General features: G+C 60.7%; 19 protein-coding genes. 4 read left to right on the forward strand and 15 right to left on the reverse strand.

Translation table 11 applies throughout. The features are described 5' to 3' along the window. Positions 1–96 precede the first annotated feature (96 nt). The 10 genes from ABIE40_RS10970 to ABIE40_RS11015 form a co-directional block, all read right to left on the reverse strand. Positions 97–594 carry a GNAT family N-acetyltransferase gene (locus ABIE40_RS10970; RefSeq protein WP_199629072.1) on the reverse strand — a complete coding sequence of 166 codons (498 nt, stop codon included), beginning with the start codon at positions 592–594 and terminating at the stop codon, positions 97–99. 7 nt (positions 595–601) lie between these two features. Next, positions 602–2,215: a glycoside hydrolase family 43 protein gene (locus ABIE40_RS10975; protein ID WP_199629073.1), complete on the reverse strand. Its 1,614-nt coding sequence runs from the start codon at positions 2,213–2,215 to the stop codon at positions 602–604. 238 nt (positions 2,216–2,453) lie between these two features. Then, complete coding sequence (gene mgrA / locus ABIE40_RS10980) at positions 2,454–3,485, reverse strand: L-glyceraldehyde 3-phosphate reductase (protein ID WP_199629074.1); 1,032 nt, start codon at positions 3,483–3,485, stop codon at positions 2,454–2,456. Between the two features lie 85 nt (positions 3,486–3,570). Continuing rightward, positions 3,571–4,704 (reverse strand): Gfo/Idh/MocA family protein, encoded by a 1,134-nt coding sequence (locus tag ABIE40_RS10985; RefSeq protein ID WP_199629075.1) that lies wholly within the window; start codon positions 4,702–4,704, stop codon positions 3,571–3,573. Between the two features lie 8 nt (positions 4,705–4,712). Beyond that, positions 4,713–5,474 (reverse strand): sugar phosphate isomerase/epimerase family protein, encoded by a 762-nt coding sequence (locus ABIE40_RS10990; RefSeq protein WP_199629076.1) that lies wholly within the window; start codon positions 5,472–5,474, stop codon positions 4,713–4,715. Positions 5,475–5,510: 36 nt separating this feature from the next. Next, complete coding sequence (locus tag ABIE40_RS10995; protein ID WP_199629077.1) at positions 5,511–7,976, reverse strand: beta-mannosidase; 2,466 nt, start codon at positions 7,974–7,976, stop codon at positions 5,511–5,513. 120 nt (positions 7,977–8,096) lie between these two features. Then, positions 8,097–9,182, reverse strand: coding sequence for an ABC transporter ATP-binding protein (locus ABIE40_RS11000; protein ID WP_199629078.1), 1,086 nt, complete (start codon positions 9,180–9,182; stop codon positions 8,097–8,099). Between the two features lie 2 nt (positions 9,183–9,184). Then, positions 9,185–10,129, reverse strand: coding sequence for a carbohydrate ABC transporter permease (locus ABIE40_RS11005; RefSeq protein WP_130278110.1), 945 nt, complete (start codon positions 10,127–10,129; stop codon positions 9,185–9,187). Continuing rightward, the gene (locus ABIE40_RS11010; protein ID WP_130278109.1) at positions 10,122–11,027 is read right to left on the reverse strand and encodes a carbohydrate ABC transporter permease; all 906 of its coding nucleotides are present in this window, start codon (positions 11,025–11,027) and stop codon (positions 10,122–10,124) included. The genes ABIE40_RS11005 and ABIE40_RS11010 overlap by 8 nt, the downstream gene beginning before the upstream one ends. Before the next feature lie 207 nt (positions 11,028–11,234). After that, positions 11,235–12,470, reverse strand: a complete 1,236-nt coding sequence (locus ABIE40_RS11015) for an ABC transporter substrate-binding protein (RefSeq protein WP_130278108.1) — start codon at positions 12,468–12,470, stop codon at positions 11,235–11,237. Between the two features lie 456 nt (positions 12,471–12,926). On the opposite strand from ABIE40_RS11015, the gene ABIE40_RS11020 reads away from it, so the two are divergent. Continuing rightward, a complete protein-coding gene (locus tag ABIE40_RS11020; RefSeq protein ID WP_199629079.1) occupies positions 12,927–13,967 on the forward strand; it encodes a LacI family transcriptional regulator in 1,041 nt (346 codons plus the stop codon). Positions 13,968–14,020: 53 nt separating this feature from the next. Here the strand turns inward: ABIE40_RS11020 and ABIE40_RS11025 are convergent, their stop codons facing one another. From ABIE40_RS11025 to gnd, 3 genes are all read right to left on the reverse strand, one after another. Continuing rightward, positions 14,021–17,998, reverse strand: coding sequence for a putative Ig domain-containing protein (locus tag ABIE40_RS11025; RefSeq protein ID WP_199629080.1), 3,978 nt, complete (start codon positions 17,996–17,998; stop codon positions 14,021–14,023). Between the two features lie 134 nt (positions 17,999–18,132). Further along, complete coding sequence (locus ABIE40_RS11030; protein WP_199629081.1) at positions 18,133–18,744, reverse strand: hypothetical protein; 612 nt, start codon at positions 18,742–18,744, stop codon at positions 18,133–18,135. 301 nt (positions 18,745–19,045) lie between these two features. Then, the gene (gene gnd, locus ABIE40_RS11035; RefSeq protein ID WP_130278106.1) at positions 19,046–20,476 is read right to left on the reverse strand and encodes an NADP-dependent phosphogluconate dehydrogenase; all 1,431 of its coding nucleotides are present in this window, start codon (positions 20,474–20,476) and stop codon (positions 19,046–19,048) included. Between the two features lie 186 nt (positions 20,477–20,662). Between gnd and ABIE40_RS11040 the strand changes: the two genes are divergently transcribed. Genes ABIE40_RS11040 through ABIE40_RS11050 form a run of 3 tightly spaced genes read left to right on the forward strand, consistent with a single transcriptional unit; the run spans position 20,663 to position 22,011 of the window. Then, positions 20,663–21,061 carry an SRPBCC family protein gene (locus ABIE40_RS11040; RefSeq protein ID WP_112715721.1) on the forward strand — a complete coding sequence of 133 codons (399 nt, stop codon included), beginning with the start codon at positions 20,663–20,665 and terminating at the stop codon, positions 21,059–21,061. Continuing rightward, a complete protein-coding gene (locus ABIE40_RS11045) occupies positions 21,062–21,415 on the forward strand; it encodes a VOC family protein (RefSeq protein WP_199629082.1) in 354 nt (117 codons plus the stop codon). A gap of 2 nt (positions 21,416–21,417) precedes the next feature. Further along, on the forward strand, positions 21,418–22,011 hold the full coding sequence (locus ABIE40_RS11050; protein ID WP_199629083.1) for a YdeI/OmpD-associated family protein: 594 nt from the start codon (positions 21,418–21,420) through the stop codon (positions 22,009–22,011). A gap of 9 nt (positions 22,012–22,020) precedes the next feature. Here the strand turns inward: ABIE40_RS11050 and ABIE40_RS11055 are convergent, their stop codons facing one another. Further along, positions 22,021–22,728, reverse strand: coding sequence for a PAS domain-containing protein (locus ABIE40_RS11055; protein WP_112715189.1), 708 nt, complete (start codon positions 22,726–22,728; stop codon positions 22,021–22,023). 186 nt (positions 22,729–22,914) lie between these two features. Then, on the reverse strand, positions 22,915–23,850 hold the full coding sequence (locus tag ABIE40_RS11060) for a lipid A biosynthesis lauroyl acyltransferase (protein ID WP_199629084.1): 936 nt from the start codon (positions 23,848–23,850) through the stop codon (positions 22,915–22,917). Between the last annotated feature and the right edge of the window lie 4 nt (positions 23,851–23,854).

Genomic DNA, 23,854 nt, shown 5'->3' on the forward strand with positions numbered 1-23,854 from the left:
TACGTCCACAAAGATGAACCGAATCTGAAATTTTAATTAAACTTCTGTAATCCGGACAAAGGCTTATGCCGGATATCTAATGTAGCTTTCGCAGCGTCAGCGGCGCACGATTGCCATTGAGATGACGTCGAGATAGCGCCCGTCGATGCAGACGAAATCCTTGCCGATCCCCTCCCGAACGAAGCCGACGCGCTCGTAAAGCCGGATGGCGCGGGCGTTATCGGCGTGGACGTTGAGCTCGATGCGCACCAGCCCCTTCGACTGGGCATCCTCAATCGTCGTCCTGATCAGCCGCTCGCCAAGTCCCTTGCCGCGAAACGCCGGCAGGATGCCCATGCCGAGCGCGCCGCCATGGGCATGGATCGGTTGCGCGTGGCGGCGGATATCGCACCAGCCGGCCACCGCGCCGTCGGCAATCGCCACGAATTGCGAATGGCCGTTGTCAATCATATCCCGTACGAAGGCCCGCGTGCTCTCGAGCGGCGGCGCCTCCAGGAAGGTCAAGTAGCGCCGCTCGCGGGCGACGGTATCGAGCGCTTGATGAAAGCCGTCGATATGCTGCTCGGCGATCGGGACGATGTCGATATCGTTCATTGTTGCCTCACAGCTCCTCGTAATTGAACCAGTCGAAATCGACCGTCTTCGCCCTGCCCGACGTATCGAAGGCAAAGACGCCGGCAAAGGCGCCGGTAAACGAGCCATGCTCGCCGCGCCCACCCTCGTCGGAAACGACGCCGGCATCGAGCTCGGGGCCCACAGGTTGCCAGGCGCCCATGCCCTCGGTCTGCCAGAAGAACTGCAATCCGTTCTCGCGGATTTCCATCGACAGCTGGACGCGGCCCTCGGCCGGCACGGCGGCACCACTGCCTGCCGGGAAACTCAGCCGCCCGTTCGGATAATCGCCATCGCAGGAGAGCACCGTCACGCAGCGCCCGAGCTTCTCATGCAGCGTCACCGCGACGGCATGGAACTTGTGGCGGTTATAATAATGCGTCAGGCCCGCCACCTGCTGGTAGGTATCCGGCTGGAACTCGACGACCGTCTCGGCGCGGAAGCTGTGATGTTCCTGGCGGCGCGCCACCAGCGACTGCTCGAACCAGGAACCGATGCTTTCGCGGGCGATCAGCCGGAGATGACCGGGCCGTTCCGTCAGATTGAAGATGCGCTGCGGCTCCGGCGTGCGCAGCCACTGGAAATCGGCAGGCAGCTTGCCACCGTCGAAGCTGTATTCGGTGCGAACCGGCTTTTCGGCAAGCGTCGCGCCATTCAGGCCGGGCACCTCGACATCGGGCACGGCGGTGCCGTTTTCGAGATAGAGCCAGCCATCCTCCTTCCACACGCATTTCTGCAGCGCCGTCTCCCGCCCCAGCGTGCAGCGCCGCTTCGGGGGCATCGGCCGGCCACAGAGATGGGTGTGATAGACCTGCCCATCTGGCGTCTCGACATATTGCCCATGCCCTGCCCGCTGCAGCACGGCGCCCGGCTGGTCCTTGGAGGTGATCAGATGCATGTTCGGATGCATCTCATAGGGACCATCGATACTGCGCGAGCGCGCCATCGTCACCGCATGGTCATAGCCCGTGCCGCCCTCGGCGGTGGTGAGATAATAATAGCCGTTCTTCCGGAAGAGATGCGGCCCCTCGACGAGCCCCAGCGGGCTGCCGGCAAAGATATTCTTGATCGGCCCGACGAGCGAGCGCATCTTCGCATCCCATTCCTGCAGCAGGATGCCGTCGAAGGCCGGTGATTTCGGCGCGCCGCCGTAGCTCTCGGTCCGGTGGTTCCACTGCATGTTGACGAACCACTTGCGGCCGTCTTCGTCATGAAACAGCGACGGATCGAAGCCGGAGGAATTCACATAAATAGGCTCGGACCACTCGCCGTCGATCGTTGGCGACGTGACGATGTAATTATGCGCATCCTTGAAATTGCCGTCGAAGCGCTTGACGTCGGTATAGACGAGCCAGAACAGACCGTCGGCATAGGAAAGACAGGGCGCCCAGACGCCGCAGCTGTCGGGGTTACCACGCATGTCGAGCTGCGACTTGCGCTCCAGCGGGCGGCGCACCAGCGTCCAGTTCACCAGATCGCGGGAGTGATGAATCTGCACGCCCGGATACCATTCGAAGGTCGACGTCGCGATATAATAATCCTCGCCGACACGGCAGATCGACGGGTCCGGATTGAAACCGGGCAGAATGGGATTGCGGATCATGGCGGCTCCTCCAGAATTTGCGGTACGTACGTCAGGGCAACAGGGACTCCGGTCAGCCCGCGCGCTCCCTCATCTCTGTGCTCGTCACAGAGATCCAGCCAGCCCAAGTCCTTGGGCTGGAAAGACTCTCTTCGCCGCGCAGACGCGCGGCGGCTGGATTCCTGTGACGAGCACAGGAATGAGGGAGTGTGGAGAGACGTCGCCCGTCACCCCCCTCAGCACCCAGCTTACCGGACGATTAGTCCAACTCAGCCGACTTGGCCCACAGATTGATATCCGCTTCCTTGGCATAGACATCGATCTGCTTCAGCTCGTCAGCCGTAAACTTGAGATTATCCAGCGCCTTGACGCAATCGACGATCTGCGAGGAGCGGCTGGCACCGATCAGTGCCGAGGTCACGCGGTCGCCGCGCAGCACCCAGGCGATCGCCATCTGCGCCAGCGTCTGGCCGCGCTTCTCGGCGATCTCGTTGAGCTTCTTGATGTTGTCGATGATCGAAGGACGGATGAAGTCCTTCTTCAGGAAGTGGTTCTGTGCCGCGCGGCTATCGGTCGGGATGCCACCGAGATATTTCGTGGTCAGCATGCCCTGCGCCAGCGGCGAGAAGACGATCGAACCCATGCCCGTTTCGTCGAGCGTATCGAGCAGCTTGTCGTCCTCGACCCAGCGATTGAGCATCGAATAGCTCGGCTGGTGGATGAGGCACGGCGTACCGAGATCTTTCAGGATCGCGGCCGCTTCGCGGGTGCGCTGCGAATTGTAGGACGAGATGCCGACATAGAGCGCGCGGCCGGAGCGGACGATATGATCAAGCGCGCCGCAGGTCTCTTCCAGCGGGGTCTCCGGATCGAAACGGTGCGAGTAGAAGATATCGACATAGTCGAGGCCCATGCGCTTCAGGCTCTGGTCGCAGGACGCGATCAGATACTTGCGGCTGCCCCACTCACCGTAAGGACCCGGCCACATGTCGTAACCGGCCTTGGACGAAATGATCAGCTCATCGCGCAGGCCTGCGAAATCGGTGCGCAGGATCTCGCCGAAAGCGGTCTCGGCGCTGCCGGGAGGCGGGCCGTAATTGTTGGCGAGGTCGAAATGGGTGATGCCGAGATCGAAGGCCGTGCGGCACATATCGACTTTGCGATCATGCGGCGTGTCGCCGCCGAAATTGTGCCAAAGGCCGAGAGAGACGGCAGGCAGCTTCAGGCCGGAACGGCCCGTGCGGTTGTATTTCATCTTCGAATAACGGTCGGAAGCCGGTTGCCAGCTCATGGTTCTATTCCTTTAAGAAAATCGCGCGGGCAGTTTGCCCGCGCGGGACAATAGTCGTTTGAAGCCTCACTTCAAGAGCGGGCGATTACCGAAGCAGCGCCTGCGCCTCTTCGATGCCGAGCGCCGCCGGCTGCGTGCAGGTCGTCGTCAGCTCGATGAAGCGGCCTTCTTCGCCCGAGCGCAGGATCGACGTCATGACGTCGACGCCGTGCAGCGTGCGGTCGAGCGAGCAACGGGCATCACGGCCTTCGATGATCGCCATCGCCATGTCGGCGAGACCGGCCGTGCGGTAGTTGGCGCGCGGTCCCTGCGGGCTCTCCTGGTTGAAGATGCCGAATGGATGATCCCAGCCCTCGACCGGCTTGATATCCTTGTCCTTGCCGCTCGCCTCGACCACGCCGCCGAAGAAGTTCGGATCCGGCACATAGATCGAGCCTTCGGTGCCGTAGAGCTCCATATTGGCATGGCGGTGAGACCAGACGTCCCAGCTTGCCGTCAACGTGACGGTCGCGCCGCTGACGAACTCGAGGATTGCCTGGATCGTCGTGGGCGTTTTCACCGGGATCACTTCGCCGTTGCGCGGCGCGCTGGTGATCGTGCGGGTTTCCGATGCCATCGAGGTCATGGCGCCGACACGCTTCACCGGGCCGATCAGGTTGATCAGGTTGGCGATGTAGTAAGGGCCGAGATCGAGGATCGGGCCGCCGCCCGGCAGGAAGAAGAAGTCCGGGTTCGGATGCCACATTTCCATGCCCGGGCTCATGACGTAGCAGGCGCCCGACGTTATGCGGCCGACGCCGCCTTCATCGATAAACTTGCGGGCGAGCTGGTGCGCGCCGCCGAGGAAGGTGTCGGGCGCGCAGCCGACGGAGAGGTTCTTTTCCTTGGCGATGCGGCGAAGCTCCTCGCCCTGCTCCAGCGTCAGAACCAGCGGCTTTTCCGAATAGACGTGCTTGCCCGCCTCGAGGATCGACTTCGAAACCGGGAAATGCGCGTCCGGGATCGTCAGGTTGACGACGACGTCGATCTCATCGTTCTTGAGGAGTTCCTCGATCGTCTGCGCCTTGACGCCGTATTCGGCGGCGCGCGCTTCGGCCGCCTGCATGTTGATGTCGGCGCAGGCCAGGACCTTCAGGCCCTTGAACAGCGGCGACAGGGAGAAATAGGTGGTGGAGATGTTGCCGCATCCGATGATGCCGACGCCAAGTTCCTTGGTCATGATATGCCTCAATAGGTCTTGAAGGATGCGATCGAGCGGGTGATCAGGCGGTCGACATCGGCCGGGTTGTCATGCTCGACGACGAAATGCTTGGCTTTGGTGCCTTTGAGAGCAGCAATGAGCTTCGCCCAGGGCAGCGTGCCGTGGCCGACATCGGCCCAGCCATCCTCGTTCTTGTTCTCGCCTGCGGGCGCGATGTCCTTGACGTGCACCGAGGTGATGCGCGAACCGAGCTTCTCGATCCAGGCGAAGGGATCGGCGCCGCCACGGACGACCCAGGCGATATCTGCTTCCCAGGAAATATCCGGCGCGCCTTCGAAGATGCGCTCGATCGGCAGCGAACCGTCGGCGAGCTTCACGAATTCGAAGTCGTGGTTGTGCCAGCCGAACTCGTAGCCGGCATCCTTGAAGGGCTTTGCCATCTCATGAAGGCGCTTGCCGAATGCCAGCCAGCCGGCGCCATCCGTCGGGCGCTGGTCGGCGGCCAGATGCGGCGCATAGATCGAATCCATGCCGAGCAGCTTCGCAATGTTGAGCGACTTCTTGACTTCACCATCCAGGAAATCCGGGCTGAAATGGCCGCTCGCCATCGTGAGACCGTTCTTGTCCAGTTCGCCGCGCAGGCTGTTCAGTCCGGCATCGTCGAGATCGGCATAGATGCCGCCGAAGCCTTCGACTTCACCGTAGCCGGCCTTGCCGAGCTTTTCGAAGATCGCCGAATAGGGCTGGAAGTTGCGCGCACTATAGAGCTGAAAGCTGAGTTTCGTCATCATTTCCTCCTCGGGCCTCGTGCCCATCTTTCAAATTCATTCTGCCGACTGGCAGGAATGCAGGTCGTAGAAACGGAAGTCCGGCAGCTTGCCCTTTTCGAGCGCCTTGGCCGGGGTGAACGTGATGCGGCGGGTTTCACCAGCCGCGAGATCGAAGGCGTTGTCGGAATATTTCCCGTCCTCGTCCGTCTCGATCATCACGAAGAGCGCCAGTCCCCTGGCGGTGACATTGAGGCAGACCGAGCCGTCCTCCTCGACATATTCATGCGTCACCTGCAGACCAGCGGGTTCGAGCTCGAGCGCCTTGTAGGTGCCGTGGACATGATGCCCTTCACCGCCCATGCCGTTCGAGGCCGTGAAGCGCCAGGCAAGCAGCGTTCCCTCGGGGATATCCGAGATATCTATCGAGGCAGCCGTCACCGCCGCATCCGGCGAGCAGACCGCCTGAACATCCCGCAGGTGCTTGCGCTCGCCCTTCATCGTCAGGATCGAGATCGAGAGATCGACGCTGACTTCATCCAGCGTATCGTTGACCAGCGAGAAGCGGATCGACTTGCCGTCGTCGGCAGGAATGGCGGCAACCGCAACCGGCTGGAAGAAGCGCTTGACGAGATAGTGCATCGCCTTCCAGCGGCCGCCGTAATCGAGGCTCGACCAGGAGGCCACCGGCCAGGTGTCGTTGAGCTGCCAGTAGATTGTGCCCATGCAATGCGGCTTCAGCGATCGCCAGTATTCCACCGCCGTCTTGATCGCCAGGCCCTGCTGGATCTGGCTGAGATAGACGAAATTCGGAAAATCCTTCGGGAAGCGGAAATAGCGGAACATCGTGCCGGCAATGCGCTCGTTGCCGCCGGCATTCTTCTGGTGCAACTCCATGACCGGCGACGCGACGTTCATGTCCTTGGCGTCCGCATAGGTCTTGATGACAGGCAGCGACGTATAGGACTGAAAGCCGAATTCCGAGCAGAAGCGCGGCCGCACCGTCCGGTAATTGTCGAACGACTTGTTCTCGTGCCAGACCGACCAGTAATGCATGTCGCCGGAACCGTCGGCATGCCAGGCATCGCCGAAATCGAGATAGCCGGAAGCAGGGCTCGACGGCCACCAGATGGCGCCGGGCGCCGCCTTCTTCATCGCCAGCTCGATCACCCGGTTCAGGCGGTCGTAGGAGACGAGATAGCGATCGCGGTCCTTGCGCGACTCCTCGAACCAGGTGAGCGCCCCGACCAGCTCGTTGTCGCCGCACCAGATGGCGATCGAGGGATGCGAGGAGAGCCGCTTGACCTGATAGTCCACCTCGAGCGCAACGCTATCGAGGAAGTCGTCGGTCGAGGGGTAGAGATTGCAAGCGAACATGAAGTCCTGCCAGACCATCAGGCCCAGCCGGTCGCAGAGATCGTAGAAATAATCCTGCTCGTAGAACCCGCCGCCCCAGACGCGGATCATGTTCATGTTGGCGTCCTTCGCGGACTGCAGCAGGTCCTCGGTCTTCTCCGGCGACGACAGCGAATAGAGCGCGTCGGCCGGGATCCAGTTGGCGCCGCGGCAGAAGATCTCTCGGCCGTTGACCTTGAAGGCGAAACGGCTGCCGGCAGCGTCCGGCGTGGTGATCAGCTCAACGGTCCTCAGACCGATCTGCTTGGTGACGCTATCGGCGGGAAGCTCGACCTTCAGCGTGTAGAGCGCCTGCTCGCCGCTGCCCGAAGGCCACCAGAGCTTCGGCTTGTCGATCTGGAAGAACTGATTGATGACGGTCTCGCCGCCATTGACGCCGACATCGAGGCGCACCCGCTCGCCGTCGAGCTCGAAATGCACAGGCACGATGCCCGGGTCCTTCGAATAGAGCGTCGCCGTCACCTGCAGCTCGACGCTGCCGTCAAGATTATGCGTCTGGCGCGTCGTCACATGCTCGATGCGGGCGGTTTCCAGCTTCTTCAGCGCGACCGTGCCGTAGAGACCGAGCGGCGCCAGCGCGATATTCCAGTCCCAACCGAAATGGCACTGCGGCTTGCGCAGCATATTGCCGTTCGGGATCGGCGAATTGCCGGTCGAATAGGGAATGTAGAAGGGCTGCCTGCCCTGCCGGTCGGCACCTTCCGCGATGCTCGACTTGAAGACGATGCGCACCGTGTTATCGCCGGCTTTCAGCATCGACGTTACGTCAGGACGGTAACGGCGGAAGGCGTTATCGGCCGAAAGCGCCAGGAAGCCGTTCACATAGACCGAGGCAACCGTGTCGAGATAGTCGATATCGAGATACCAGTCGCCCTCGGTTTCCTTGAGCTTGAAGCTCCGCTCGATCGCCCATTCCTGATGCGCGACCCACTGGATTTTCTCTTCGTTCCGGCCGAAATACGGATCCGGAATGAGGTTGGCGGCATGCAGCGCCGTGTGCACGTCGCCCGGAATATCGATCGTGGTTTTGACCTCGCCATCGGCGGAGGCAAGGTGCCAGCTGCCCGAGAGGTCGATGGGGGAACCGTTCTTCGGCAAGGACGTCATGGTATGTTTCCGATCAGGCCGCCTTGGGAAGACCGATACCGGTCCGCGGCCAAACTTGGACGGCCTCTCGGCCGCTATTGAGGATAAGGCGGAGCTTACGCCCCGCCCCTATTGCGTTTGTCAGATCCGGTCCTCGGTCTCGGCGTCGAAGACCGACGCGAGCGAGGTGTCGAAGCCGAGCTTGACCGGCGTGCCGGGGCTGAACCGGCGCGCGCCGTTGATGCGTACCGACATCGTATGTCCGGCATGTTTCAGCCAGAGCAGATTGTCGGCGCCCATCGGCTCCTCTACGTCGACAGTCGCTTCATGAACTTCGGCACCGAGCTCCTCGTTGACCTTGATATGCTCGGGACGGACGCCGAGCACCACCTTTCGGCCGGGCTGCAGCGGCTCGGAAGCCTGGTATCCCTCCAGCGAGAAGGTCACGCCGTTTGCCACAAAGGCCGGCTTGCCGTTCGCAGTTGCCAGTTCGCCGCGCAGGAAGTTCATCGACGGCGAGCCGATGAAGCCGGCGACGAAGAGATTGCGCGGCTTGTTGTAGATCGTCGTCGGATCGGCGAGCTGCTGGATGATGCCGCTCTTCATGATGGCGATGCGATCGGCCAGCGTCAGTGCCTCGATCTGGTCATGCGTGACATAGATCATCGTGTTCTTCAGCGACTGATGCAGACGCTTGATCTCGACGCGCAGCTCGGAACGAAGTTTCGCATCGAGGTTCGACAGCGGCTCGTCGAAGAGGAAGACGTCGACATCGCGCACCAGGGCGCGGCCGATAGCGACACGCTGGCGCTGGCCGCCCGAAAGCTCGGCCGGCTTGCGCTTCAGAAGCGGCTGGATCTGCAGAATCTCGGAAGCGCGCGCAACGCGCTTATCGATTTCCGCCTGCGGAACCTTGGCAACCTTCAGGCCGAAGGACAGGTTCTTCTCGACCGTCATCTGCGGATAGAGCGCGTAGGACTGGAACACCATGCCGATGCCGCGGTCCTTGGGCTCTTCCCAGGTGACGTTCTTGCCCTTGATGAAGATCTGCCCCGCCGATGCATCGAGAAGACCAGCAATGCAGTTCAGGAGCGTGGACTTGCCGCAGCCAGACGAACCGAGCAGGACCAGGAACTCGCCGTCGTTGATTTCGAGGTTCAGGTCCTTGAGAACGCTGACCGCACCGAAATTCAGCGACAGATCTTTGATGGAAACGCTTGTGTTCATGATCAACCTTTCACTGCGCCAGCGGCGATACCGCGGACGAAGAGACGTCCGGACACGAAATAGACGATAAGCGGCACGAGACCGGTGAGGATCGTCGCGGCCATGTTGACGTTATATTCCTTCACGCCCTGGACCGAATTGACGATGTTGTTGAGCTGCACGGTCATCGGATAGGTATCCGGGCGGGTGAAGACGACGCCGAAGAGGAAGTCGTTCCAGATGCCGGTAACCTGCAGGATCATCGCGACGACGAAAATCGGCAGCGACATCGGCAGCATGATCCGGAAGAAGATCTGCCAGAATCCTGCACCGTCGATACGCGCCGCCTTGAAGAGTTCTTCGGGAAGCGAGGCGAAGTAGTTACGGAACAGCAGCGTCAGGATCGGCATGCCGAAGATCGAATGCACGATGATCAGGCCGGTCAGCGTCCCGTAAATGCCGATTTCACGCAGCACGATAACGATCGGATAGATCATCACCTGATACGGAATGAACGCGCCGACGACGAGAACCGCGAAGAAGAACTCCGAGCCCTTGAAGCGCCAGTTGGCAAGCGCATAGCCATTCACCGAAGCAATCGCGATCGACACGACGACCGAGGGAACGGTGATGCGCACCGAGTTCCAGAAGCCGCGTGACAGGCCATCGCAATTGAGGCCGGTGCAGGCCGTCGCCCAGGCCTTCACCCACGGCTCGAAGGTGATTTCCATCGGCGGCGAGAAGATATTGCCCATGCGGATTTCAGGCATGCCCTTCAGCGAGGTCACGACCATCACGTAGAGCGGCAGCAGGTAATAGGCGGCGGCGACGAACAGCGTGCCGTAGAGCATGATGTTGCGCGCCGAAAGAACAGGCTTCGGCCGCGGGCCGCTCGGGCCCGAACCAAGCTTGGAGGCGACGGCGTCGATGCCGGCCGCGGTGGTGTTGAGGGTTCCGGTATTAGCCACGCTTGCGCCCTCCGCCGAATTCCAGGTAAGCCCAGGGAATGATGATGATGGCGACGGTGATCAGCATCATCGTCGAGGCCGCAAAGCCCTGCCCGAGGTTCTGCGCCTGGAACATGTAGTCATAGACATATTTGGCAGGCACTTCGGACGAGATGCCCGGACCGCCTGAAGTCTGCGCCACGACGAGGTCGTAGACCTTGACGATACCGCTGGCGATGATGACCAGCGTCGTGATGAAAACCGGGCGCATCATCGGGATGACGATGAAGAGATAGGTCTTCCACATCGGAATGCCGTCGACACGCGCCGCCTTCCATATGTCTTCGTCAATGCCGCGCAGACCGGCAAGCATCAGGCACATGACGAGCCCGGTCCCCTGCCAGAGAGCGGCGATCAGCACGCCGTAGATGACGATGCTCGGCGTATAGAGCGGATCGAAGGTGAAGCTCGTCCATCCGAGCGACCGGATCACCGACTGAACGCCGAATTCCGGATTGAGCACCCATTGCCACACGAGACCGGTGACGATGAAGGACAGAGCGAAGGGATAAAGGAAGATCGTACGGAACGTGTTCTCGAACCGGATCTTCTGATCCATCAGCGCGGCCAGCACGAAGCCGATCACCAGGCTGAAGATCAGCGACAGGATGCCGTAAAGGGCAAGGTTTTCGATCGAAACGATCCAGCGCGGTGCAGCCCAGAGGCGCTTGTACTGGTCGAAACCGACGAAGCTCAACCGAGGCAGGAGCTTCGAATTGGTAAAGGAATAGAACACCGTCCAGAGCGTACCGCCGAGAAAGATGACCAGGGCGGTAAGGATCATCGGGATGGAAGCAATCTTCGAATTGAGATTGCGCAATAGTTGGTTTGGCCGGCCTGCTTGCGCTTGACCCGTCATTGTGACTCCTCCTGAATCGCAATTGCGTCTTGTGATCCAGAGCGGCACCGCTTGCACGCTGCCCTCCTTGTTTTCGTCGCCTCCCCTCACCATTCCGCACAGGCGCATGGCGCCGCCGGGATGGAGCCGGACGCGGGATCAGACCCCGCATTCCGGAACGATCCGGCCCCACGCGGGAGCCGGATCGCCTCAGCGATCGGAAAACGATCAGTCGGCGGAAGAGATGATTTCAGCGAAGCGCTTCTGGGCGTCTTCCGGCGTCATCGACGGGTTCGCGAAGAATTCCGAGAACAGGTCTTCCTTCTGCTTCTGGCTATCGGCCGAGAGCAGCTGGTCGGTACCTTCGATCACGTTACCCTTCTTGAGGATTTCCAGACCCTTCTTCATGCAGTCGTTGGCAGCGGCCAGGTCGACGTCGCCACGAACCGGCAGCGAGCCCTTCTTCAGGTTGAAGGCAACCTGGGTCTTGGGGTCGAGAAGCGTCTTGGCGAGAACGTCCTGCGCCTTCGACTTTTCTGCGTCCTTCAGCAGCGGGAAGTAGAAAGCATCACCACCGGTGGAGATGATTTCGTTGACGCCGAGGCCCGGAAGGCAGGTGTAGTCGGTTCCGGCCTTCTGGCCGGCAAGCGCGAACTCGCCCTGCGCCCAGTCACCCATGATCTGACCGCCGGCCTTGCCGGTGATGACCATGTTGGTTGCCTGGTTCCAATCCTGAACGTTCGTACCCTTCGACATGCGGCGGGCATCGTCGGCAGCCTTGAAGACCTTCGCGACTTCGGGACCGGCAGCAGCTTCGGCGTCCTTGTCCTTGAACACCTTGTAGAAGGTATCCTTGCCGGCGATTGCGACCATCAGCACGTCGAACGCGCCGGTAGCCTGCCACGGCTGACCGCCGACGGCGAGCGGCACGATGCCGGCCTTTTCGAGAGCCGGAGCGGCAGCGACGAATTCATCCCAATTCTTCGGCACTTCGACACCGGCCTTCTTGAAGGCAGCGTTGGAAAGCCACAGCCACTGCCAGGAGTGGATGTTGACAGGCGCGCAGTAGATCTTGCCGTCGATCGTGCAGGAATCGAGCAGGCTCGACGGACGGATGATGTCCTTCCAGTGCTCTGCGGTGGCGACATCGGTCAGGTCACGCATCAGACCGGCCTGGACGAGTTCTTCAGCCTGGCGGCCGTGGTTGAACTGAGTGGCGCCCATCGGGTCGCCGCCGGTGATGCGGCTGATCATGATCGGACGCGCGGTACCGCCGGAACCGGCGATTGCGCCGTCGACCCACTTGTTGCCGGTGGCGTCGAATGCCTTGGCGAGCTCGGCGACGGCAGCAGCTTCACCGCCCGAGGTCCACCAATGGGTGACTTCGAGATCGGTTGCCTGGGCTGCGCCAAGCGGAATGATGACGGAAGCGGCGAGCATTGCCGCGAACGAACGGATATTCATGAGTTCTCCTCCCTCACTGAAACGTTGCCGGAAAAACTTAGTGCAATCGTTTTTTTGGCGCAACAGCCTGCTCGTAAAATTTTCTTTCAGTCACCCCTTTGCTACCAATGCCTGTCCATAATTCACAAATCGGACAGGGATGGCGCAATTCTGTGCGGCCAATGCCGCAATGCACTTCTGAGACTAAAACTCTGTTTTAACATCGTAATTCTCAAGACATGTCGAAAATTCCAACGAAACACGCTTCGCAGGCGCAAAAAAACTGTGCGATTTTAGACGATTCAACCTATGCGTCTATTGCTGCGGCGCAAACATCAAAAAGTGCTCGACTTTTCTACTGTATCGTTACAGATTTTATTTCTCAGGGAGGAGACGCTTTTGGATGCTGCGGCGCTTACGGCGTTTCGAAAAAGCATCTATAAGCAGACGCAATTCGCGTGAGGGTACCTTAGGCCTATGGAAAGCAAGGGAAATTTCGGGGGAACGGCGGCGGCCGTCCAACGTGAGCGTCCGACGCTCAAGACGATCGCTTTCATGACCGGTCTCGGCATTACCACCGTTTCACGCGCCTTGAAGGACGCGCCGGATATCGGCGCCGAAACCAAGGAGCGGGTGCGCATGGTGGCGCGCCAGCTGGGCTACCAGCCGAACCGTGCCGGCGTGCGCCTGCGCACCGGCAAGACCAATGTCATCGCCCTCGTCCTGTCGATCGACGAAGAGATCATGGGCTTTTCGAGCCAGATGGTGTTCGGCATATCTGAAGTGCTGACGGGTACGCCCTACCATATCGTCGTCACCCCGCATTCGCACAGCAAGGACCCGATGATGCCGGTCCGCTATATCCTCGACACGGGATCGGCCGACGGCGTCATCATCTCGCGCATCGAGCCTGACGATCCGCGCGTGCGGCTGCTTGCCGAGCAGAACATCCCCTTCGCCACCCACGGCCGCACCGATGCCGGGCTGGTGCATCCCTATCACGACTTCGACAACGAGGCTTTCGCCCACCAGGCGGTGCAGCGCCTCGTCGATCGCGGACGCCGGCATATCGCGCTGCTCCAGCCGCCGAGCAAGCTCACGTACTACGCCCACACCCGCATCGGCTTCCAGACCGGCCTGCACGATTACGGCGCCGAGGAAGTGCCGCTGCGCGTCAACATCGACGCCCCGCTCGACGAGATCAGGAATACCATTGAGGCGATGATGCGCTCGCCGAATGCTCCCGATGGCATCGTCTGTTCCGCCGGCAGCGCCGCTATCGCGGTGAACGCCGGCATCGAGGCTGCCGGCAAGCGCCTCGGCAAGGATGTCGACATGGTCTCGAAGGAATCCGCCCCGATCCTCAACTGGATCCGCCCGGAAATCATCACCGCCTACGAAGACGTCCGCCACGCCGGCCGCGAAATGGCCAAAGCCGTCATCGCCCGCATCGACGGCATCGAACCGGAGCTGCTGCAGAGCGTCAGCAAGCCGGTCTGGGCGGATGGGCGAAGCTGAACAGATCGGCAGCCTGGCGGCATGGCCGCCAGACTGAACGGCAAGACCCGGTTCTAGAACCGTTTTGCCGCCCCCACCCTGGTACCGGCCGACGCCTCACCGTCTCCCTCCACATTCAGGAGCAGGCTGACATCGATCATCCACTGATCGACCGTCTGGATGGACAGCCCTGCGGTGAGCGATCCGAATGCGCCCGATCCATCCAGACCGGAGAATCCGGTCGTCAGGCCGAGCTTCGGCGTCAGCACCGAACCGCTTTCTACTGTAAACGACCGGGCAATCTCCGCTCCGAGGCTGATACGGAATTGTTCTGCGTCAAAGCCATCGATCACGATGGTATCGCCGGCCCCGTTGCTGACGGCGTAATCCTCGACCCTTTCGGAGAAGTAGACTGCCCGCAGCTTTGGCGTCAGGATGGTGTCGCCATCGATTGCCCACTGCCCCTCGATCGAGGTATCGGCCATCCAGCGGGTCGTATCGAACGTGCCGTCCCAAAAATACGTATCGATGTCGTTGGACGATCCGCCGTAAAGCAGGCTGGCATTCCAGAACACGTCCTTGCCGATTTCAAAGGAGGCGTAAGGACCCGCCAGCCAGCCGTTTCCACTCAGTTCCGCGTCGGCATCCGTCGGATCGGTCATACGGTCGTAATGCAGGGAGAAGCCGAGCAGTGCCTTGTCGGAGAGCAGGTAATCCGCTCCCAGGTTGATCATCGCGAAGCTGCCCCACTTTCCGTCATCGGTGTCGCCATCCCTGTGCGCCAGAAATGCGCCGTCGATCCAGATGTTGAAAGGCGAAAGATCGGCACTCTTCCCACCCACCGGCGTGCGGCCTGCCGCTTCCATCTGCGCGAGGCTGGTGGAAAAGCCGACGGTCAGTCCGTTCTCGGACGGCATCAGGCGCGCGGTCACAGGATTGCTTTCCTGCTGCATCTGGCGGCGCTCAAGAAGGCCCGGCACCTTGACGGTCGAGGAAATCATGTTCTGGCGGCTTCGCACAAAGTCGTGAACCAGATGGTCGATATCCTCCGCGACCTGGCCTGCAGCGACGTTCAGATTATACGTCACGGTGCCGGTATTCGAAACACCGAGCGCGCTGGTAAGCCGGAAGCCCACTCGAACCTGGCCCGAATATGCAGGGTTTGGTGTGAACTGAAGGTACCACCCGACGGGCATAACCGGTCCCGATTGCGCCAGCTGCCCCTGAATGATCGCCGAGCTGCCGGCATTGGCGGGTTCGACAAAGGTAACGGCAGCGGACGTGAACGGGCCCCCAGTTGCCCCGCGGTTGAGATAAACGTCAGACGGCGACGAACCAGCCGGCACGTTTACAACCTTGTCGGTCACTGTAATATCCTGCGCCTTAACCTTCAGGGTGTAGGCTGCAGTGCCGGTCGCGCCGTTGTTGTCCCGCACTTGAATGCTGAAGCCATAGTCTCCTTCAGTACTCGCGTCCAAGGGACCGGAAAGCTCGCCCGTCGAGATATTCAGCACCATTCCTTGCGGAAGGGTTCCTGACGAAACGCTGTAGATCAGCGGCGCGGTCCCGCCTGCGGCACTGATCGCCTGACTGTAGTCCTCACCGGCCATCGCCTCGCTCAGCGCTCCGGCGGCGGGTGTGAAGACGAAGGTCGCGCTACCGGCTACGTCCACCTGCAGCGAATAGGATGCCGTACCCGTTGCGCCGTTTGTATCCGTTGCAGTGATGGTAAAGCTGAAATTTCCGTCTGCCGTCGGTGTGCCGGAGATCGTGCCATCGGTTGCAAGCGACAGACCCGAAGGTAACGATCCGGTGGTGACTGCATAGGTATAGGGAACACCGCCACCCGAGGCAGCGATTGTCTCGCTATAAGCGGTTCCGGCTGTGCCTGTTGCCAACGCACCGGCAGCCGGCGCGAAAGTGAAAGTCGGCGCAGTGACCGTGATGTTCACCGTCGCCGGTGATGATGTGCCGGTGGCATTGGTCGCCGTATAGGTAAAGCTGTCGGCGCCCGAATAGCCCGCAACAGGCGTATAGGTCATCGCCGTGCCGGACGCCGTCGCTGTGCCGTGGCCAGCCGCCGAGGCGACCGCAACCGATGCAGGCGCGCCGCCGGTGATATCGAGCGTGATCGGATTGGCTGATGAATTCGCCGCCACCGTCGCCGAAACCCCGTTGGCGAAGGGAGCCTGGGCGCCGATGACAAGCGAGTAGGATACCGTGCCCGTCGCGCCGTGTGTATCCGTTGCGGTGATGGTGAAGCTGGCGTTTTCGTCAGCTGTCGGCGTGCCGGAGATCGTGCCATCGGTGGCAAGCGACAGACCCGAAGGTAGCGAGCCGGTGGTAACCGCATAGATATAGAGAGCGCCACCACCCGAAGCAGCGATTGTCTCGCTATAAGCGGTTCCGGCTGTGCCTGCTATCAACGCACCGGGAGCCGGCGCGAAAGTGAAAGTCGGCGCAGTGACGGTGATGGTCACCGTCGCCGGTGACGATGTGCCGGTGGCATTGGTCGCCGTGTAGGTGAAGCTGTCGGCGCCCGAATAGCCCGCAACAGGCGTATAGGTGATCGCTGTGCCGGACGCCGTCGCCGTACCGTGCGACGGAACGACTGCAATCGCAACGGTTGCCGCCGTGCCGCCGTTGATATTTAGTGTGACTGGATTGGCCGATGAATTCGCCGCGACCGTCGCTGAAACTGCGTTGGCAATCGGGGCAGCCAAGGATGGCGCCGGGGTGACGGAGTTGGAGGCTGCAGACGCCGTGCCCGCGCCGGTGCTGTTGTTTGCCGTCACCGTGAAGGTGTAGGCCGTTCCGTTGGTCAGACCACTGACGGTGATCGGGCTTGCCGATCCCGTCGCCGTCAAGCCGCCGGGGCTCGACGTCACCGTGTAGTTGGTGATCACCGCGCCGCCATTGCTTGCCGGAGCGCTGAATGACACCGTTGCCTCGCCGTCGGCCGCAGTGGCCGAACCGATCGTTGGAATGCCGGGAACGACCGCATTCACAGTCCCGCTGTATGTCTGGCTGCCTGTGAAACCGTTGCCGTCAGTCGCCTCGGCCGTGAAACTGAAGTCGCCGGCGGCTGTCGGGGTGCCCGACAGGGCTCCACTGGCGGACAAAATCATCCCGGCCGGTAAGCTGCCGGCGCTTATACCGAACGTATAGGAGCCATTTCCACCGCTCGCGGTAAGGGTCTGAGCATAGGCCGTGCCGAAGGCCGGCGCCGGTAAGGTCGTCGGCCCGATCGAGATCGTCGGCGCCGCGATGTTCAGCGAGATCGTCGAGCTGGTGAAGGTGAAAGGACCGGTGCCTAAACTGCTGTCGGTGCCTGTCACCGTAAAGGTAAAGTTCCCGCTTGCCGTCGGCGTACCGGATATTGTGCCGTTGCTGCCAAGTGAGATGCCCGCGGGCAGTGCGCCGCTCGCAAGCGTGGTCGAGAAAGTATAGGGCGCCCGCCCGGCGCTTGCCGTCAGCGTCTGGCTATAGGCGGCGCTGCCGGTACCGGCAGTCAAAGTCGTCGGCGTCACGGTGATGGTCGGATTGCCCACGGGAACTGTGACCGTAGCCGGAGAGGACGGGCCAGCACTGTTGCTTGCGGTGAAGGTGAAACTGTCTGTGCCACGGAAGCCGGTCGGCGCCGTATAGGTTACTGCACCCGTGCCGGGGTCAACGCTTACGCTGCCGCCTTGAGCAGTCGTGGCCGAGCCTACGGCATAGCTGGTCGGACTGTTGGTAACGTGAGTGTTGAGGGCGATATTGGCAGCACTGGAGCCGTAGGGAACGATCGCCACCGCAAAGGAGGTCGCCACCGGCGGCGAATTGATCGTCAGGGAAACTCCGGCCGAGGTGGCGTCCGGCAACGCACCACCCGATGCAATGACCCTATACTGATACCCGTCCATGCCAGCCGTCGCGCCGGTAATGGTCAGCGTCGCCGTGGTGGCGCCGGAATATGGCGCGCCGTTGATGATATTGGCGTAGCCACCACCACCGGTATTCACTTGCCATTGGTAACTTGTCGCATCGGACGCGACGACGCTGAAGGTCACAGTGCCTCCGGCGTTGACAATGGCCGCTACAGGCGCCGTGGTGATTGTGGGAGCTACGGGTGCGGAGACGCAATGTACGGAAACCGTAAGATCGGCATTCTGGCCATTGGCATAAACCATACGTAGGCCGCCACTCACCAAATCCGTACCGGAACAGTTGTGGAAGTCCCTCCAATGCTGAACACGCCGGCAAAATACTCAAGGTACCCATTCACAACATCGCTGTCGTATGCAAAAAAATAACTGTCCGCGCCAGGTGCGCCATCTGAGATTGAGAATGACACCTGATCTGTAGGCAGAAAATCGGACGCCGGATAGCTTTTGTCCTGAACACCCCAGTCTGTCTCTTCGATCCAAGGAAGATGTACGTTGGTCCAGTCGGCATTGATCGCCTGACATGCATTTGACTCGGCAAGCGCCTGCGTCGATGTCACGGATAGGAACGCAAGCAGAAGCGCTGGAACCAGCAACAGCCGGTTGCGGGCGAGCAGTGGCGCGTTTCCTGGCCCCGCCGAACGCAAGGCCTCGGAACTGAAAAACCGCATGGCTCTGCCGGCATCGCGCGTCGACACGCCAAGCAGCGCCATTAAAACGGTAAGAACGGCCTGTGACACGATTGAAGCAGAGAAGGAAACGGGAGGATTATGCGGCGGTGAAGCATATGCGCGATTGGTTTGAAGCATATCGGAGATTGCTTCTCTGGCGTCCGCGACGCACTCTGCACGTAAACGCATTTTCCCCCACATGGCATCTGGATCCTCTGAGGGAACTCATGCCGCGATCGCCTGAAATAAAATAAGTGTCGTCAATGCTGAAAGTTTATACGAATCGACAGATTGTGACGGATACCTATACACATCCTGCGAGCAGAATTTTATAAATATTCACCTTAAGGTCGTAAATATCAATATTTGAATGTAGCGTTGCAATAAAGACGCAAAGTTGCATCGACAAACGTACTTTCATTCGACGATTGCCAAGAAAATTGCGTACTGGCAATAAAAAAGCCCGGTCGAAGCCGGGCTTTTCGTTCCAGATAAACAGACTTCAGAAGGTCGCAGCGCCGCTGCCCCAGGGGCCGTGGTGGAAGTCCTTGCCGTCGAGGCGGTCGAAGCCGTGGGCGCCGAAGAAGTCGCGCTGCGCCTGGATCAGGTTGGCAGTGCCGCGGCCCTGGCGGTAGGCGTCGAAATAGGTCAGCGCAGAGGTCAGCGCCGGAACCGGCAGGCCGGCCTGCAGGGCGGCGGTGACGACGCGGCGCAGCGCCGGGATCGATTCCTTGACCATTTCCGAGAAGGCAGGCGTGACGATCAGGTTGGCTGCGTCAGGTGCCTTGGTGAAGGCCGAGGTGATCTCGTCGAGGAACTGCGAGCGGATGATGCAGCCATCACGCCAGATCTTGGCGATCGTCGGCATCGGCAGCGACCAGTTGAACTCGCGGGATGCTTCGGCCATGACGGCAAAGCCCTGCGCATAGGCGCCGATCTTGGCGGCGAACAGCGCAAGTTCCAGATCCTTATCGAGCTCGGGGCCGTAAGCGATCGGGAACTTGTAGTCCGGCTTGCCGAAGATCTTTTCGGCAGCTTCGCGCTGATCCTTCATCGAGGAGATCGAGCGGGCAGCAACGGCGGCTTCGATGGCGGTCGCCGGGATGCCCATGTTCTGCGCTTCGATCGCCGACCACTTGCCGGTGCCCTTCTGGCCAGCCTTGTCGAGGATCATGTCGACCATCGAGCCCTTGGAGATCGGGTCGGTGGCGGCCAGCACCTTCTCGGAGATTTCGATCAGGTAGGAGTTCAGGCGGCCCTTGTTCCACTGGCCGAAGATCTTGCTGATCTCCTGCGAGTTCTTGCCAAGACCATCGCGGAAGATGCCGTAGATTTCGGCGATCATCTGCATGTCGGCATATTCGATGCCGTTATGGATCGTCTTGACGAAGTGACCGGCGCCGTCATTGCCGAGCCATGCGACGCAGGGATCGCCCTTGTACTTGGCGGCGATCGAGGTCAGTACCTTCTCGACGCGCTTCCAGCTGTCTTCCGTGCCGCCGACCATGATCGACGGGCCGTGACGCGCACCTTCTTCGCCGCCGGAAACGCCCATGCCGATGAAGGTCAGGTCGGTATTCTTCAGGCGGTCGAAACGGGCGATCGTGTCGCGGAAATTGGCATTGCCTGCGTCGATCATGATGTCGCCCTTGGAGAGGTACGGACGCAGCAGTTCCATCTGCTGGTCGACAGCCTCACCTGCCTTGATCATGATGATGATCGGGCGCGGCGGCCGGATCGCCTCGACGAATTCTTCGATCGTCTTGCACGGGATGATCTGCTTTTTCAGATCGCCGGCGCTTTCGTAGAATTCATCCGTTTTCTCAGGCGTACGGTTGAAAACCGCAATCTTGTTGCCCTTTTCGGCAATGTTCAGCGCCAGGTTGGAACCCATGACGGCAAGGCCGATCAGTCCGATTTCTGCCTTTTCCACGACAATCCTCCGATGAGTCAAATTCGACCGGTGTTTTGGCACTCCCAGCCCGAAACGGCAAGACGGGAAGCGGCCTAAATGGTTCTCCGGAATCGACGTGAGAGCGCTGGCGCGATATTGATCGATGGCGCGACGGCCCCATCTGAGGAGATGCGGGGCCGCGCCTTGCGCCCATGGGAGGACATGATGACGACGATGACCGCGAAGATCGTGCATTGTTCGATCGACCGCGACTGGCAGGATGTCTACCACTTCGCCGGAAAGCCCGAGAACATGCCGCTTTGGGCATCTGGCCTGGCAACCGGCCTCGACCGGGATGGCGACGATTGGGTCGCTCGCGGCGTCCTCGGCACTGTCAGGGTCAGTTTCGTGCCGGAAAACCCCTTCGGCATCATCGATCATACCGTGACCATCGAGAGCGGCCTTCGCGTCTACAATGCGCTGCGCATCGTGCCGAACGGCGATGGCTGCGAGGTCATGTTCACGCTATTGAAGCAGCCCGGCATGACCGACGCGCAATTTGCCGCCGACGCCGCCCATGTCGAGAAAGACCTGCACGCGCTGAAGGCATTAATGGAGAAGTAGATGGCTGGAAATCCGACGACCCTGCGTATCGACTATATCGAGTTCAACGTTGCCGATATCGCCGCCTCCAAGGCCTTCTACGGCGCCGCTTTCGGCTGGAGTTTCACCGACTACGGACCGGAATATTGCGAATTCGGCGACGGCCGCCTGACCGGCGGCTTCACGACGATGGGCAAGCCGCAGCCGGGTGGCCCGTTGGTCATTCTCTATGCGGACGATCTCGAAGCCTCGCTCGCAGCTGTCGAGCGCGCCGGCGGCAAGATCGTCAAGCCGATTACAGCCTTCCCCGGCGGCCGCCGTTTTCATTTCGGCGACCCCGACGGCTACGAGCTTGCGGTCTGGAGCAAGGATTGAGCATGCCTCAAACAGTGACGAACCCCAAGGTAGACGCCTATTTCAGCCGCCGAGACAGCTGGCAGGAGGAATTCACGCGCCTGCGCCGCATCCTCCTCGATACTGGGCTGAGCGAAGATCTGAAATGGGGCGAGCCCTGCTACACGCTCGATGGTGCCAATATTGTGCTGATCCACGGCTTCAAGGACTATTGCGCCCTGCTGTTCTTCAAGGGCGCACTGATGACCGATACGGCCGGCGCGCTGATCCAGCAGACCAAGAACGTCCAGGCCGCCCGGCAGATCCGCTTCACCAACGCCGACGAGATTTCAGGCATGGAGAATGTGCTGAAAGCCTATGTCGCCGAGGCCGCCGAGATCGAACGCTCCGGCGCCAAGATCGATTTCAAGGGCACGGATGAATTTGCCGTACCGGAGGAGTTTCAGGCAAAGATCGACAGCACGCCTTCGCTGAAGACGGCATTCGAAGCACTGACACCCGGCCGGCAGCGCGCCTATCTCCTGCACTTCGCCCAGCCGAAACAGGCCAAGACCCGCGAATCCAGGATCGAGAAGGCGATGCCGCAGATCCTCGCCGGCAAGGGCCTCAACGATTGACGCGAGGCTTCAGGCCTTCACCGCCTCAGGCGCGCTGACATTCTCCATCATCACCAGCGCGCCGATCACCCGCCCGCCACTGTCCCGCAGCGGCGACATCCGGCAGCGGATCAGCTTCATGCCTTCGGCCGAAGCGCGCTGGTAGTTATACTCGCGCCGCTCGCCGGCAAAGCAGGCGTCGAAATTCGCCTTGGTCTCGGCAAAGCGGTCCGGCCCGATGAACTCGGCGACATGGCGGCCGATCATGTCGATCGGCTTACGGCCGAGATAGGCGCAGTTCGCTGGGTTCGAATAGAGATAGCGGTAATCGCGCGTCAGCACCGCGACACGATCCGGCAGCGTCTCGAGGATCGCCGAATTCAGGAAATTGCCGTTGTCCATATTGGGCAGATAGCCCTCCGGCTCCGGCATGCGCTCGGCCGCCTGCGGCAGGCGGCGTTTCACCGGATTGCCGAAATAGCGGTCGAGAAGATGCGACAATGTCGCCGCGTGATTGGTCACCGTTGCGCAGTCGTCGGCATTCTGCTCCAGCAGATAGACCACGAACTGAAGTTGCATGTAGATCTCGAGTACATTCGTAGCTTGATACTTAACTATCGCGTCGATGAGATCGTCGACGCTGCTATCAAGGGTTGAGACTCGACGATCGTCGCCAGCGCGGATCGCGGCATCGATCTGCGCACAACGGGATGAGAATGCCTGCAGCAGTTCCAGCAATATGCCCCCCAATCCCCTGATACATAGGGGAAACCAGCATATGTCAGTTTTCGCCGCCAGCCCGTCGATTCTCGATCTGTGCCTACCGGTTACTCGCCTTGGTAGCGAGCATTAACATGAACACCGTTCACGTTCAACGAAAACGGCAGTCATATTTTTACATATGAATTTTAGGGGTAAAAAGCGCTAGTTGAGCACTTTTCCTTTGATTTTCCACCTGTCGTGGTACCAGAGCCACTGCTCCGGATACTGCCGGACCCAGGATTCGACCTTGTCGTTCAGCATCTGGGCCATAGCTGTCAGATCGAGATTGCCCTTTGAGTCGCGCGGGATTTCGAACTTCGGCTCGATCTCCAGACGGTAGCGATTACCCGGCAAGCGGATACAACGGGCCGGATAGACCTCGCAATCGAACTGGCGCACGAGTTTCGGCACCAGCGGATTGGTGGTGACGTCGAGGTTGAAAAACTTGGTCTTCAAGCCCTTCCGGAACTTCTGGTCGACGAGGACGCCAACGCCCTGCCCTGCCTCGAGCTGGCGCGCCAGCGTGAAGGACGAACCGGCATGCGACGGCACTAGCTTGCCCATGCGCGCACTGCGGAAATCGAAGACCTTCTGCGCCACGTAGGGGTTGTTCGGCGGACGGAACAGCACGGTCACGTGCAGACCGAAGGCCGCGCCTGCGACCGGAAGCAGCTCGAAATTGCCGGTATGACCGGTAAAGACGATGAACGGGCGCGGATTGTCGCGCAGATCGAGGAACAGCGGGATCCCCGACACCTCGATGCGGCCCGGCTCGCTACGCTCCGGATCGAAGTCGAACAGCCGGTCGAGGAAGACGTACTCGGCTGCCAGCCGGCCCATATTGCCCCAACTGCCGAGCGCGATCTCCTCGATCTCGGCATTGCTCTTTTCCGGGAAGGCGTTGCGCAGATTGACGAGCATCAGCTTGTGGCGCGGCATCCGCGGGCCGATCTTGCGCACCAGCCAGTCTGCAAAGCGGATCGCGCCGTCAGCCGGAAAGATCTTCAGGAAGTTCAGAAACCCGAACATCAGCTGGGCGATCAGCCACTGGCGGAAATGCTCGAGCTTCAGAACGATCCGGGTGATGAAAAGCTTCACAAGA

Origin of the sequence: Rhizobium sp. OAE497 (genome assembly GCF_040546565.1) — a bacterium.
Lineage (GTDB): Bacteria > Pseudomonadota > Alphaproteobacteria > Rhizobiales > Rhizobiaceae > Rhizobium.